Raw genomic sequence first — 13,252 nt, forward strand, 5'->3', positions numbered from 1 at the left:
TTCTCCAGCGGTACGAGGTGGGAGGCGCCCGGGATGACCGCGAGTTGGGATCCGGCAATGCCCCGGTAGAGCGCGATCGTGTGCTCCAGGGTCACCATGTCGTCGTCCCCGGCCATCACCAGCGTCGGCGCCTCGATCCGCCCCAGGTCCGCCGTCGTCATCTTCGGCTGGCCGCGCCACATGGCCACCATTTTCGCGGCCACGACCGGCCAGTGCCCGACCCCGTCCGGCGTCACCGGATCGTACATCGCCCGGAAGAACTCCAACTCGTCACTGCCAGGGGTCATCTCGTCGAGCATCGCCGGTTCGACGAACGCCTCTTCGGCGGGACGGAAGTTGGCGCCGATCACGACCACCTTACGGACCAGGTCCGGCCGGGCGGCCGCCACCGTCAGGGCGACGATGCCGCCGTCGCTCCAGCCCACCAGGTGGGCGGGGGTCCGTACGACCGCCTCCAGAAAGGCGACGGTATCCTCGGCCATCGCCTGGTACGACAGCGGCCCTTCGACATCGGGGGTGTGCCCGTGCGCACGGCGTTCCGGGAGGAAGACGCGGTACCCGGCAGCCATGTCCGCACGCTGCGCACCCCACGTCTCGTTGGTGCAGAACCCGCCGTGCAGCAGGACGAGGGGATCGCCGCTTCCTTCGGTCTCGTACCAGGTCCTGACAGCGGGAAGTTCCACGTATTCGCCCATGGTGCAGGCCTCTCCCGGAGATCGCCCACTCGCGGCCCGGGACGTGCCCGATCCGCGCGCCTGGGCCCAGTCTCCGTCGTGCCACGGAAGCGGGCAACGCGAAGCCCGGAGGTTGTGCCGGCGCTCCTGTCCTCCACGGACGGCCATGTCGAATCCGGGCCGAGGTCTGTCCGCCGCTCGCCTCCTTTGAAAGGTGCGGTTCGGACGGCGGCTCCGTCCCCCGAGGCGCATGCTGGGAAGCGGGGGCAGACCGCGTCGTCCCCGGGAGCGGGCGTTCCTCACGCGGCGCCCTCACTTCGCAGGAGCCACCATGAGTGTCGAGTACGCCGCGATACGGACCCGTCTGGAGGACGGAGTCCTGTTCGCCACCCTTGACGCCGGTCCCCTCAACCTTCTCGGCGTCGATCTGGTCCGCGACCTGGTCTCTTTCGTCGGCGCGCTCCATACCGACCCGACCCTTGCGCGTGTCGTCGTCATCGAAAGCGCCTCGCCGGACTATTTCTCGGCGCACGTGGACCTCACGGCAGTACCGCAGTACACCGCGGAGGCCGCGAAGGCCGGTGGCCCGGGCGATGCGTCTCTCGGCATGTTGCTGGACAAGCTGGCGCGGGTCCCGGCGATCACCATCGCCAAGGTGCGCGGGCGTGCACGCGGCGGTGGCGACGAACTCGCCCTGGCATGCGACATGATCTTCGCCTCGCGTGAGAACGCCGTCCTGGGGCAGTTCGAGTCGGGAACCGGCGCGCTGCCCGGTGCGGGCGGCGTTCAGCACCTGACGCGGCGGCTCGGCCGGGCACGAGCCATCGAGGCCATCGTGGGCGCCGACGACTTCGACGCCGACACCGCCGAGCGCTACGGCTGGATCAACCGCGCCCTGCCCGATGACGAACTCGACGGCTTCGTCGAGCGTCTGGCGAAACGCATCGCCCGCTTCCCTCCTGAGGGAGTACGGGCTGCCAAGCGTGCCGTCAACGAGCTCACGCTGGCGTCCCCCGCACACATCCGCTCCGATGCCGCGACGTTCCAGAGCCTGGTGGCCGCGCCCGAGAGCCGTGAGCGCCTGGACTACCTTGCGGCCCGGGGTCTCCAGACTCCGGGCGAGCTCGAGCGCGACCTCGGCAAGGCTGTGGAGGACTTCCCCCGCTGACTCCCGGCCCGATCTCTCTGTTGTGAAGGTCAGCGGCCAGGCCGCGCCTCCCCCACCCCCGGCGCCGCCGCCAAGACCCTGCGAGAAGGCCCCGACCGGTCAGGGGGGTGACCGATCGGGGCTGGTGCCCGGGCCGGCCGGGGGGACCGGCCGGGCGCTTGAGGGTGGGGGCGGGCGGGTGGTCGCCTCGCGGCGGAATGCACTGCGTGGCTTCAGCCGGACGATCTTCCACGCAGGCGGATGGTTGGGCCCGGGGACATCAGCCCTACCCGCCCCCACGGATAGATGAACGGTCAACCAAGCGGGATTGTTCCCACCCCCGCACCCGCTCTCCGGGAGGGCGAACGAGGCGACGACGGCCGGCCACCGGCGGCTCGGGCAGCCAACAGCCCGCCCGCTGCTGGTACGTCATGCACGGTGTGCGATGCTGCCGAGCACACGGGAGGGGTGGGGCGTGGGGCGGGAGCGTACGGCGGGCGGGCGGCAGCCGCGCGGCGGCGGGCCGGCCGTGCTGGTGGTGGGCGGAGTGGTCCTTGCGGCGCTGCTGCTGCGGCCCGACACGGGCCTGTGGGCCAAAGGCCGCGGGCCGCTCGGCGGCAACCCCGTCCTCGTGCTGGGCTTAGCCCTGCTGGCGCTGCTGGGCGGTTTGCTGCTGCGCGGGAAGTACCGCGAGCAGGTCGGCGCCGACCGGGAGCTCAACCCGGTGGAACAGCGGTTGGCCGACGGTGTGAGCCGCGTCCTGCTGGCCGCGTCCCTGGTCGTTCCCCTGCTGGTCCTGGTCCTGCACCGGTTCGGTGCGCCCGGCGCCGGCCGGGACGTTGGCCGCGGGGGCGGCACACCGTCCCAGCTTCCCGGCCCGCCGCAGGACCCGGCCTCCGCCCCGCCACCCGCACAGCATGCCGTTGAAGCCGATCGCGGCGTCCAGTTCGGGCCGGCGCGCGTCCTGCTCGGTCTCGGCATCGCGCTGCTCGTCGTGGTCGTCGTCATCGCCGGGCTGTACCTGTGGCGGCATCTGACCCGGCCGCCGATACCCGACGCTGCGGCGACCGGCGCCACGCTCGACCACGAACAGGAACGCCTGGCCCACGCCGTGGACTCCGGGCGCCGTGCCCTGCTGGAAGCGGCCGACGCCCGCGCGGCCGTCATCGCCTGCTACGCCGCCATGGAGGAGTCGCTCGCCGCATCCGGCGTGGACCGGCACGTTTCCGACAGCCCGCAGGATCTGCTGGAGCGAGCGGTTGCCGGCGGCCTGCCTGCGGGGACGGCTGCCACCACGCTCACGGCCCTGTTCCGCGAAGCCCGTTACTCCACGCACGCGATGGACGCCGGCCACCGCGACCTGGCCGCGGCCGCGCTCGCCGAGATCTCCGACGGCCTGCGCCCGACGGGTACCGCGTGAAGGCGCCCGGCCGGATCCGGGCCATCCTCGATTCCCTCTCGCCGGAACCCGGTTCGGTACGGCACTCGCTGTCCGTACTGGGCGCAGCCGCGGTCGCCTCCGAGCTGTTGCTCGTCCTGGCCGACGGTGTCGCCGCGGGGGCCACCGGCTTCGCCCTGATGACCGCGGTCGCGCTGGTCCTGGGGCGCTACGCCGCGGGCGGCGCCGCCCAGGACAACGGCTACCGCAAACCGGTGCGCTTGCTGGGCAGCCGGGCCCCCGCGCTCGACGGATGGCGCCGCATCGTGGCCACGTCGCTCGCGGATGACGGCGAAGCCCCGTTCGACACCGTCATGCGGCCGCAGTTGCAGCGGCTGTTCGCCGCCCGGCTGGCCGAACGGCACGGCGTGGCGATGTACCGCAACCCACAGCGGGCCCGGGCGCTGGTCGGATCCGAGCTGTGGCCCTGGATCGAACCCGAGGCCACCGCTCCGCAGTCCGCGCTCCCCGAGCCCGTCCTGCGCTCCCTGCTCGACCGCCTGGAAGCCCTGTGACCGGTAGCGGTGCGAACGACCCCGCAGCCCGCATCCCCACCCCATCCCGTGAGGACACGAACGTGAGCCTGACCCGTCGGCAACCCGTGCCGGACCACGCCACCCTGACCCCCCGGCAGGCGGGTGAACGAGCTGCGGCCGTGCTCGACGAGATCCGCACCGCCGTGGTCGGCAAGGCGGAACCGCTGACGCAGGTGATGCTCGGCATCCTCGCCGGCGGCCACGTCCTCATCGAGGACCTGCCGGGCCTCGGGAAAACGCTGCTGGCACGCTCCTTCGCCACCGCTCTCGGCCTGGACTTCCGCCGCATCCAGTTCACCCCCGACCTGCTGCCCTCCGACGTGACCGGCGCCCCGTTTTACGACCAGCGGACCGCCGACCTGGTCTTCCGCCCAGGACCGGTCTTCACCCAGCTGCTGCTCGCCGACGAGATCAACCGCACCCCGCCCAAGACCCAGGCCGCGCTGCTGGAGGCCATGGCCGAGTCCCAGGTGTCCGTCGACGGCAGCACCCGGCCGCTGCCGAAGCCCTTCGTGGTCGTCGCCACCGCCAACCCCATCGAGTACGAGGGCACGTACACCCTGCCCGAGGCCCAGCTCGACCGGTTCCTGCTTCGGGTTCGCATGGGCTATCTCGAGGCGTCCGAGGAGGCGGGCATGCTGCGCGCGCGTGTCGACCGGGCGGCGCCCGAAGCCGAACTGCGCACGCTCAGCGATCCGGGCGAGGTACTGGCCATGCGGGCCGCCGTGGAACGCGTCCAGGTGGACGACGACCTGCTGGAGTACGCCGTCGCGCTGGTCCGCGCCACCCGGGCCCATCCGCACGTCCAGGTCGGCGCCTCTCCGCGCGGCGGCCTGGCCCTGGTCCAGCTCGCCCGCGCCCGCGCCGTCCTGGACCTGCGGGACTACGTGACCCCCGAGGACGTCAAGTCCGTGGCGGTGCCGGCCCTCGCGCACCGTCTCACCCTCAAGCCGGAGCTGTGGGTCCGGCAGATCGACGGCGACGACGTCATGCGCGAGATCGTGCGGTCGGTGCCCGCCCCGCAGACCTTGCCGCGTACCCCGATCGCGTCATGACCGAGCCCGTACCGGCTCCCGGAGCGGCCGCCGCCGTTCGGCGAGCGCTGGACGGCCGCCACGACCTGACCGCCCAACCCCCGCCGCCGCCTCCGCCCGGCCTGCGCGCCGGCGAACGCGGGCTGCGGCTGGGCACGCTGGCCGTCGTCGCGATGGCCGCCGCGCTGGTCACCGGGCGCCCCTGGGTACTCGCTCTCGCCGTCGGCCCCCTGGTGCTGCTCGCCCTCGCCCTGCGGAGCGGGCCGCGTCCGCAGGCGGTGACGGCCGAGGCCGAGGTGGGAACGCGGCGGTGTTTCGAGGGCGAGCGGGTGAGCGTGCGGATCACGGTCTCCTACGAGGGTGAGGCCGGCCCTCTGGACCCCGGAGTCACCCCCGGTCACGGGGTCCGGCTCGACCACCTCGCGGCCGGCCCGCACCACGTCGATCTCGTCCTGACCGCGCAGCGCTGGGGCCGCTGGACCCTCGCCACCGTCGACGTCGACGTCTACGACCGCGGGGGGCTGACCCGGCACACCGTCCGCGTCGAACTCGGTGAGATCGCCGTGTTCCCGCTGCCCGAACACGCCGGCCTCACGCCGATCCCGGTCCGGCTGCCGCAGCGGCTGGGCGAGCACACCGCCGAGCAGCGCGGCGAGGGCGTCGAGGTCACCGGCGTGCACCCGTACGTACGCGGCGAACGGCAGCGGCGGATCCACTGGCCGGCCACCACCCGCCGCGGCACCCTTCAGGTGCACCGGTTCGCCGCGGAGCGCACCGCCGACACCGTGGTGCTGCTGGACGTGCTCGCCGACGTGGTGGACCCCGTCACCGGCCTGTCCTCGCTCGACGAGACCTTCCGGGCCGCTGCCGGGCTGGTCCGCGCCTACCTGCGCACCCACGACCGGGTGGGCGTCGTGTCGGTCGGCGGCGCGACCCGCTGGCTGCGACCGGGCAGCGGCCAGGGGTACTTCTACCGCGTCGTCGAGAGCGTTCTGGAGGTGCGCAAGGACCTCGCGCACCGTACGGAGGGACTCGACCTGCTCCCACCGCCCGCGTTGCCCGAAGGAGCGCTGGTGTACGTCATCACGCCGCTGACCGACCAGCGGATCTTCGACGTCCTGCAGCAGGTGCGGGGACGGGCCAATCCGATGGTCGTCGTCGAGGTGCCCGCCGGCGAGCCGCTCCTGGAACCTGGCGACACCGAGGGCGAACTCGCGCTGCGGCTGTGGCGGGCCGACCGCGACGCCATGCGCTTCACCCTGGTGGAACGCGGCACCGCGGTCGTCACCCACCGGCCGGGCGAGACCCTCGATCTGGCCCTCGCGCCACTGCTGCGCGGCCGCATCCGCGGGGGCAACCGATGACCGGCGCCCCCGTCCGGGCAGCAAGGACGGACATCCCGGCCGACGGTCGGACCGCCCTGCTCCTCACACGTCTCACCTCCCGCATCACCGACCGCCTGCTCGGAACGGCCCTTGCCGTCGCCGCCTGCGACCCGCCGACCGCCCTGCACGCATCACTGCCGGTCAGAGTGCTGCTGCCGGTGGCGGCGGCGGCCGCCTGGTGGGCCTCCCCGATGGTCGACGCGCGCCCGGTCCTGACCTCCATGAGCCGGCGGACCGTCGCGGCCCGCCGCAGGACCACCGTGCTGCCCGCCGCTGCGATCGCGGTCGCCGCGGCCACCGGCCCCGCGCCCTGGCTGACCGTCTGCATCGCCGCTCTGCTGCTCGCCTACCTGCTCGTCACCGACCCGTGGACCGTCGGTGTCACCGCCCCGCCCGGCAGCCCGCCGGCGACACCCGCGCTGGCGGCCGCCGCGGCGACCGCTCTGGTACTGATCGCCGCCCACGCGCCGGTCGCCGGCAGCTCGTGGGCGCGCCTGCCCGCCTCACTCGCCATCGCCGCGACCGGGGTCTGTCTGGTGCTGGCGGTGCGCACCCGTCGCACGCCGCCCGGCTGACGACCGAGACCACGGACGAACGCCTCGCCCCTCCCGGTGGGGCGCGGGCGCCTCGCAGGAAGGGCGGCGGCCCGGTGCCCGTCGTATTCTGCTCGGGGCGGTGCTCCTCGGCTTCGCAGCGGCTGGGTGGGGGCCACCCCCCGATGGCAGGGACCCGCCGGCGCCTCCCGCGTCCCGTCGTCCGCGGCGGGCACCCCGAGCCGGTGCGCGGTCGCCCGAACCGAATCCCCGCGTCGAAAGGCCTCCTCTGATGCGTGCCACCCTCATCTACGGCGCCGGCGACATCCGTGTGGAGAACGTCCCGGACCCGGTCGTCCACGAGGGCACCGACGCGGTCGTACGCGTACTGCGTTCGTGCATCTGCGGCAGTGACCTGTGGCCGTACGCCTCCAAGCCCGCCGAGGAGCAGGGGGACCGGATCGGCCACGAGTTCCTCGGTGTCGTCGAGGAAGTCGGCCGGGACGTGACCGGGCTGCGGCGGGGTGACGTGGTGGTGGCCCCGTTCGTATGGGCCGACAACACCTGCGACTTCTGCCGCGAGGGCCTGCACACCTCCTGCCGGAACGGCGGATTCTGGGGCGCGGGCGATGTCGACGGCGGCCAAGGGGAGGCCGTGCGCGTCCCGCTGGCCGACGGCACCCTGGTCAAGCTGGGTGTCGGGGAGGACTCGGCGCTGTTGCCCTCGCTGCTGACCTTGTCCGACGTCTTCCCCACCGGCCACCACTGCGCGGTCACCGCCGGAGTGAACGAGCGCACCACCGTCACCGTGATCGGCGACGGCGCGGTCGGCCTGTCCGCCGTTCTGGCCGCCAAGCGCCTGGGTGCCGAGCAGATCATCCTGATGGGCCGGCACGAGGCGCGTACCGATCTCGGCCGTGAGTTCGGTGCCACCGACGTCGTCGCCGAAAGGGGTGAGGAAGGCATGGAGCGGGTGCGGGAACTGACCGGCGGCGACGGCACCCACACCGTGCTGGAGTGCGTCGGCCTGGAGCCCGCTCTCGACACCGCCTTCGGGGTCGTCCGCGCCGGCGGGACCGTCTCCCGCGTCGGCGCGCCCCAGTACCCCACGGTGAAGATGGGCTTTCCGCACTTCCTGAAGAACATCACCCTCACCGGGGGCGTGGCCCCGGCCCGCGCCTACATCGAGGAGCTCCTGCCCGACGTGCTGGAGGGCCGGGTGCATCCCGGCCGCGTCTTCGACCGCACCCTGCCCCTGGAGCAGGCGGCCGACGGCTACCGGGCCATGGCCGAACGCGAGGCCCTCAAGGTCATCTTGCAGCCCTGAGCCCACCCCTGAGCCCGCCCCTGCTCCCGGTCCGCCGGTCAGTCGGGGCGCCCCGCAGTGGGGTGGCGGGCGGCCGGGGGCCGGACGGCCGTGCGGAAGGCGATCGGGCTCTGACCGGTGCGCTGGTGGAAGTACTTGCTGAAGTTGGTCGCGCTGGAGAAGCCGAGGTGCTGTGAGATCTGCACCGCGCTCCGGTCGCCGTGGGCCAGGAGGCGTTTGGCTTCCAGCACGATGCGCCGGTCGATGAACTCCTTGGCGCCGACCCCCGCCCCGGCCGACGCCGCGCGGGTGAGCGTACGCGGCGAGTAGCCGAGCAGCCGGGCGTAGTCCTCGACGCGCCGGCTCCGGGTGAAGCCCTCCTCCACCGCGTCGCGGAAGCGCAGGAACGTGTCGTCCAGCTCGGCGGGCGGCCTCCCGGCAGGGTGGTCGAGATGTGCCAGACGCAGGACGAGGACGGCGAGCAGGTGCCGCACCGTCGCGGTGTGCACGGCGGGCGGCAGCCGGCCGAAGCCCTCCCACTCCCGTGCGAGGTGGTCGCGCGCCCGGCGCAGGGCGCGGCCGTCCTCCGCGTCGGGCTCCAGGGCCACCGGAGCGTACGGGTCGTCCAGGCGGGCCGCTCCGGTGGTGACGGTGTCGAGGAAGTCCGCCTCGAAGAAGACCGCAGTGCCCTCGGTGGCGTCCATGGCGTCCCACTGCTGAACCTGACCGGGCCGTACCCAGAGCCAGGCGCCCGCGGCCACGGCGTACTCGGTGAAGTCGACGGAGTGCCGCAGTACGCCCTTGTCGGGGGCCAGCAGGTGGTGGAAGGAAGGGCGCTGCGGTTCGACCAGGCTCCGGGGCGGAAGGCGGGAGCGCAGCAGGTCGAAGGACATCACCTCCGCTCCGGCCGGGACCCCGACGGGGGCGGCGAAGGGGACCTCGCGGATGGACTGGCCGCCCCCGGCGCGCGAGGGCTGTCGGTTTTTGACCATCATGAGTCGCCAGCCTACCCACGGGACCCCCCTTTTGAGCTCGTAGGTTGGACGTGTGCCCGATCCGGCCCAGTGGTCGGGTGCACAAAGAGGCAAGGCGTCGGTTTCGGCGTCCGCGGCCGGCCGCCCTGGCCCGCCGCCGCGCCTGACGCCCGACGAACGAACGAGGAGTCCCCCATGAAGATCGTCCTTTTCGGCGCCACCGGCATGATCGGCAGCCGCATCGCGGCCGAAGCCGTCCATCGCGGCCACCACGTGGTGGCTGCCTCCCGTTCCGGGGACGCGCCCCAGGCCCACGAGCTGCTGGTGCCCGCCGCCGTCGACGCGGGCTCCGCGGAAGAGGTCGCGGAGGCGGTCGCCGGTGCGGACGTGGTGGCCTCGGCGCTCGTGCCGCCACGGGACGACAGCGACCCCCGCGCGCCCTTCACGGCGCTGTACCGGGAGCTCCTCGCGGGGGTCCGGACCGGCGGCGTGCCCCGGGTGGTCGTGGTCGGCGGGGCCGGGTCGCTGATCGTCGACGGCGGCGCGACCCTGATGGACGCCCCGGGCTTCCCGCCCGAGTACCGGCAGGAGGCCCTCGCGCACGCCGATCTCCTCGCCGACCTGCGCCGCGTCGGCGATCTGGCGTGGACGTCCGTCTCACCCGCCGCGACCATAGCCCCCGGCCGGCGGACCGGATCCTTCCGCGTCGGCGGGGACACGCTCCTCACGGACGCGGACGGCAACAGCGCGGTCAGTGCCGAGGACTACGCCGTGGCCTTCGTCGACGAGATCGAGCAGGGCGCACACCCCCGGGCGCGCATCTGCGTCGCCTACTGACCCGTCGTCGCCTACGGAACCGTCCCGGTCCCGGGGGTCGGCAGGATCAGCGCCGAATCCGCGTGCACGGTGATGTGCACCGGCGAGTAGGTCGTGGCGTCCACCGGGGACTCGCCAGTGCCGGTGCCACGCGCGTACCGCGGGTGGGCCCCTCCGCTGATCTGCCAGCGCATGCGGTGGCCGACGGCGAAGCGGTGGGCGGTTGAGCTCATGGGTACGGCGATCTCCGAGGGCTCGCGGGTTGCCGCCCGTACCCGGCCCAGTCCGTCGCAGACGTTGACGGAGCGGCCCTGTGGGTCCACGTCGCACAGGCGGGTGAACACGTCGGCGTGACCGGTGTCCGTGGAGATCGTCAGCCGTGCGGAGACCGCACCCACGAGGTCCACGGGCTCGGTCAGGGGCGGGCTGGTGAACGTGAGGACGTCCTCCCGGGCTTCCAGGGCCTTGTTGTCGCGGCGGCCGGCGGCGCGGGACAGCAGCGGACCGCCGAGGGAGGGCGTGGGGTCGGCCGGGTCGTAGCGGAAGGTCTCGACGGGCGCGGGGCCCGCGGGTGTCCGCCGGGTGAGGTGGCCCCCGGGGGCGGGATGCCACGGGGTGGCCGCCGGGGCCTGCGGCCAGTCGTCCAGGTCCCGCCAGGCGTCTTCGCCGCCGATGTGCACGCGTACGGGTGTGGGGCGCAGCCCGGAGGGCTCCGCGCTGAGGTGGGCGCGCAGCCAGGCGAGGCTCTCGGTGAACACCTCGGGCCATCCCTGCCGCAGGGCCGAGCCGTGGGTCCAGGGGCCGACGAGCAGGGAGGTGTCGCAGCCGCTCCGGCGCAGCCGCTCGTACTGCCCGAAGGTCTGGTCGAGCAGTACGTCCTGCCATCCGGTGATCAGGGCGGTGGGTATGCGCAGCCCGTCCGCGGACTGCGCGAGGGACGCGCCGCGCCAGTACTCGTCCGCGGCGTCCGGGTGCGCCATCACACCTTCCAGCCAGGAGGGTTCGCCCCCGAGGGCGGCGGCGTACGCCCCGCGCAGGGGCTGCGCCGTGGTGATGCCGCGCAGGCGGCGTTGCAGGCGGAGCGTCGCCTTGAGGAACGGCGCCATGCCCTGGTGCTGGTAGGTCATGCCCGCTGCGACGGCGAGGGTGTTCTCCAGGCGCAGCGCGCCGTCCGCGTGGAACAGGGCGTGCGGGTCGTGCAGACCCACCTGCACCACCATGGCCTTCAGTTCCGGGGGCGGGTCGAGGGCGAGGGCCCACTGCACGTAGCCGAGGTAACTGGGGCCGACCGTTCCCAGTGTCCCGTCGAACCACGGCTGTTCGCGCAGCCAGGCGACGGTGGCCCGGCCGTCGGCCGCTTCGTTGCGCCACAGGTGGAAATCGCCTCCCGAGCCGCCGGTGCCGCGGCAGCTCTGCAGGATCACGTGGAAGCCCTGCTCGGCGAAGAGCAGTCCGTACATCGGGGACCACGGGAAGCCCCGGCCGTAGGGCGAGCGGACCAGGAGGGTGGGGAAGTCGCCCTCGCCGCGCGGGAAGTAGTGGTCGGTGATCAGCGGGCTGCCGTCGGCGGCCGGCACCACCAGCCCCGGTTCCCATCCGACGGCGTGCCGCGGCGCCGGCAGGCCCCGCCATGTCGCCCGCATGATCCGGGAGGACAGCGGCGGCTTTCCGGTGGGTGGAGCCCAGGTCGCCGCGGCGGTGCCCCGGCGGGCTTCGGCGTTGGGCGTGCGTGATGGCATCTCGCTCCTCCGAGTGATTCTCGTACTGTGTACGAGAATAGGTCATGCTTGGATGACCTGCGCAACAAGTGCCCCGAGACGACGAGCGATGGGAAGTGCGAGACATGGCCGGCGACGAAAGGGCCGGCGCCGCCGGCTTCGACCCCGAACGGCTCTGGCTGCGTCCCGCCGAGCCCCGCAGGGGCCGCCGGCCGTCCTTCACCCGGGAGGCGATCGTCGTCGCCGCCGTCGCCGTCGCGGACGCGGAGGGGCTGGAGGCGGTCACCATGCGGCGGGTGGCCGCGGAGGTCGGGGCGGGCGTCATGTCGCTGTACAGCTACGCCCCCGACAAGGAGACCCTGCTGGAGCTGATGGTCGACCACGTCGTCGGAGAACTGACGGTCACGGACCCCCCGACCGGGGACTGGCGCGCCGACCTCAAGGCCTTGGCCCGCCTACAGCGCGCCCACATGCTGCGGCACCCGTGGCTGCCCGCGGCCCTGTCCACACGGCGCTCCCCGGGCCCCAACACCCTGGCCGTCCTGGAACACGCCCTCGCCGCCCTCCGGCCCACCGGGCTGGACGGGGGCGCGAAGCTGGAGGTCTTCGCCCAGCTCACCGCGTTCGTGGCCGGACACGTCGGCTACGAGATCGCGCAGGCGGGGGCCGCCCGCTCCCCGGGCCGGGCCGAGGCCGAGGCCCGCTACCTGGCGGCCGTCGCCGCCGAGGGCCGCCACCCGGAACTCGCCGAAGCCCTCGCCTCCGCAGGCCACCACGCCCCGAGTCCCGACGACACCTTCGCCCGGTTCCTGAACCGCCTGGTCGACGGCCTGGACAGCGCGTGAGTGCCTCGCGCCGCCCCACCGGACCCGCGATGGCGAGGTCGCCGCGGACGACGAGCGGGCCGTAGCCGGCCTGGCGGGCGCGAGGTTACGGGCTGCAAAGCTGCCGGCTGCCGGCAGCGGGCTGCGGGCTGCGGGCTGCGGGCTGCGGGCTGCGGGCTGCGGGCTGCGCAAGTCGGGTGCAAGTGGGTTGCAATCGGCCTTCGCAGACTGGGTGTCATGACGTCGAACGACACTTCCAAGCCCACCGTTCACCCCTACACCCGCGAGATGGCGATGATCCACCAGGTGTTCCGGCGCGAGTCGCGCCTGCTGGCCGAACTCGTCGAGGAGGTGCGCCCCGGCGACACCGGCCGCGCACGGGTCCTGTCCGAGCACTGGCGGCTGTACTCCATCGGCCTGCACGCCCACCACACCGGTGAGGACGAGATGCTCTGGCCGGTGCTGCTCCCCCACCTGGACCTCGACGCCGAGCAGGTCCTGGCGATGGAGGCGCAGCACCGTGCGCTCGACGACGGCATCCGCGAGGTGCGGCGGCTGATGGACCGGTGGCAGGCGCGGGCGCTGGCCGAGGACCGTGACGAGCTCACGGACGCGCTGCGCCGGCACCACCGGCAGCTGTGCGCCCACCTGGACGAGGAGGAGCGGGAGGTCATGCCCCTGGTCGCGCTGCACGTGAACGAGAAGCAGTGGCACGCGGTGGGCGAGCGGGGCCTGGCCGAGACCCCGCGGAACCGGCTGATGATCGCCCTGGGCGCCATCCTGGAGGACAGCTCTCCCGAGGAGCGCCAGGAGTTCATGGCGCGGCTGCCCGTCCCGGCCCGGGTGCTGTGGCGGTTCCTGGGGCAG

The 13,252-nt window shown here is 73.6% G+C and carries 13 protein-coding genes; 10 read left to right on the forward strand and 3 right to left on the reverse strand.

Going from position 1 to position 13,252, the window contains the following annotated elements; all coding sequences use genetic code 11:
• On the reverse strand, positions 1-695 hold a 695-nt coding region (locus tag ACS04_RS24720), incomplete at its 3' end, for an alpha/beta fold hydrolase (protein ID WP_048478957.1).
• A 310-nt stretch (positions 696-1,005) separates the two neighbouring features.
• On the opposite strand from ACS04_RS24720, the gene ACS04_RS24725 reads away from it, so the two are divergent.
• The 7 genes from ACS04_RS24725 to ACS04_RS24755 all read left to right on the forward strand — a co-directional run bounded on the left by ACS04_RS24725 (position 1,006) and on the right by ACS04_RS24755 (position 8,074).
• Complete coding sequence (locus ACS04_RS24725; protein WP_048478958.1) at positions 1,006-1,842, forward strand: enoyl-CoA hydratase/isomerase family protein; 837 nt, start codon at positions 1,006-1,008, stop codon at positions 1,840-1,842.
• Between the two features lie 454 nt (positions 1,843-2,296).
• Positions 2,297-3,241 (forward strand): DUF4129 domain-containing protein, encoded by a 945-nt coding sequence (locus ACS04_RS24730; RefSeq protein ID WP_048478959.1) that lies wholly within the window; start codon positions 2,297-2,299, stop codon positions 3,239-3,241.
• Complete coding sequence (locus tag ACS04_RS24735) at positions 3,238-3,774, forward strand: hypothetical protein (RefSeq protein WP_048478960.1); 537 nt, start codon at positions 3,238-3,240, stop codon at positions 3,772-3,774. Before ACS04_RS24730 ends, ACS04_RS24735 begins: the two co-directional genes overlap by 4 nt.
• Before the next feature lie 68 nt (positions 3,775-3,842).
• Positions 3,843-4,850 (forward strand): AAA family ATPase, encoded by a 1,008-nt coding sequence (locus ACS04_RS24740; RefSeq protein WP_078865273.1) that lies wholly within the window; start codon positions 3,843-3,845, stop codon positions 4,848-4,850.
• A complete protein-coding gene (locus ACS04_RS24745) occupies positions 4,847-6,193 on the forward strand; it encodes a DUF58 domain-containing protein (protein WP_048478961.1) in 1,347 nt (448 codons plus the stop codon). Before ACS04_RS24740 ends, ACS04_RS24745 begins: the two co-directional genes overlap by 4 nt.
• Positions 6,190-6,789, forward strand: coding sequence for a hypothetical protein (locus ACS04_RS24750; RefSeq protein WP_048478962.1), 600 nt, complete (start codon positions 6,190-6,192; stop codon positions 6,787-6,789). Before ACS04_RS24745 ends, ACS04_RS24750 begins: the two co-directional genes overlap by 4 nt.
• Before the next feature lie 250 nt (positions 6,790-7,039).
• The gene (locus ACS04_RS24755; protein ID WP_048478963.1) at positions 7,040-8,074 is read left to right on the forward strand and encodes a zinc-dependent alcohol dehydrogenase family protein; all 1,035 of its coding nucleotides are present in this window, start codon (positions 7,040-7,042) and stop codon (positions 8,072-8,074) included.
• 38 nt (positions 8,075-8,112) lie between these two features.
• Here ACS04_RS24755 and ACS04_RS24760 read toward each other — a convergent pair whose 3' ends face one another.
• Positions 8,113-9,048: a helix-turn-helix domain-containing protein gene (locus tag ACS04_RS24760; protein WP_342449533.1), complete on the reverse strand. Its 936-nt coding sequence runs from the start codon at positions 9,046-9,048 to the stop codon at positions 8,113-8,115.
• Between the two features lie 174 nt (positions 9,049-9,222).
• On the opposite strand from ACS04_RS24760, the gene ACS04_RS24765 reads away from it, so the two are divergent.
• Entirely contained in the window at positions 9,223-9,864 is a 642-nt protein-coding gene (locus tag ACS04_RS24765) for an NAD(P)-dependent oxidoreductase (RefSeq protein WP_048478964.1), read from the forward strand.
• 11 nt (positions 9,865-9,875) lie between these two features.
• Here ACS04_RS24765 and ACS04_RS24770 read toward each other — a convergent pair whose 3' ends face one another.
• A complete protein-coding gene (locus ACS04_RS24770) occupies positions 9,876-11,486 on the reverse strand; it encodes a CocE/NonD family hydrolase (RefSeq protein WP_078865265.1) in 1,611 nt (536 codons plus the stop codon).
• 200 nt (positions 11,487-11,686) lie between these two features.
• Here ACS04_RS24770 and ACS04_RS24775 point away from each other — a divergent pair, with 200 nt between their 5' ends.
• Positions 11,687-12,406, forward strand: coding sequence for a TetR/AcrR family transcriptional regulator C-terminal domain-containing protein (locus ACS04_RS24775; RefSeq protein ID WP_048478966.1), 720 nt, complete (start codon positions 11,687-11,689; stop codon positions 12,404-12,406).
• A gap of 216 nt (positions 12,407-12,622) precedes the next feature.
• Positions 12,623-13,252 (forward strand): hemerythrin domain-containing protein (locus ACS04_RS24780; protein WP_048478967.1); only part of this gene is annotated, 630 nt, incomplete at its 3' end.

The organism is Streptomyces roseus (genome assembly GCF_001044425.1).
In the GTDB taxonomy this organism is placed as follows: domain Bacteria; phylum Actinomycetota; class Actinomycetes; order Streptomycetales; family Streptomycetaceae; genus Streptomyces; species Streptomyces roseus.

What these genes read in the sequence shown, in the direction of transcription:
- ACS04_RS24760 (WP_342449533.1), bottom strand. Translation starts at nt 9,048, where the DNA reads ATGATGGTCAAAAACCGACAGCCCTCGCGCGCCGGGGGCGGCCAGTCC.
- ACS04_RS24725 (WP_048478958.1), top strand. Translation starts at nt 1,006, where the DNA reads ATGAGTGTCGAGTACGCCGCGATACGGACCCGTCTGGAGGACGGAGTC.
- ACS04_RS24770 (WP_078865265.1), bottom strand. Translation starts at nt 11,486, where the DNA reads ATGCGGGCGACATGGCGGGGCCTGCCGGCGCCGCGGCACGCCGTCGGA.
- ACS04_RS24755 (WP_048478963.1), top strand. Translation starts at nt 7,040, where the DNA reads ATGCGTGCCACCCTCATCTACGGCGCCGGCGACATCCGTGTGGAGAAC.
- ACS04_RS24775 (WP_048478966.1), top strand. Translation starts at nt 11,687, where the DNA reads ATGGCCGGCGACGAAAGGGCCGGCGCCGCCGGCTTCGACCCCGAACGG.
- ACS04_RS24745 (WP_048478961.1), top strand. Translation starts at nt 4,847, where the DNA reads ATGACCGAGCCCGTACCGGCTCCCGGAGCGGCCGCCGCCGTTCGGCGA.
- ACS04_RS24750 (WP_048478962.1), top strand. Translation starts at nt 6,190, where the DNA reads ATGACCGGCGCCCCCGTCCGGGCAGCAAGGACGGACATCCCGGCCGAC.
- ACS04_RS24765 (WP_048478964.1), top strand. Translation starts at nt 9,223, where the DNA reads ATGAAGATCGTCCTTTTCGGCGCCACCGGCATGATCGGCAGCCGCATC.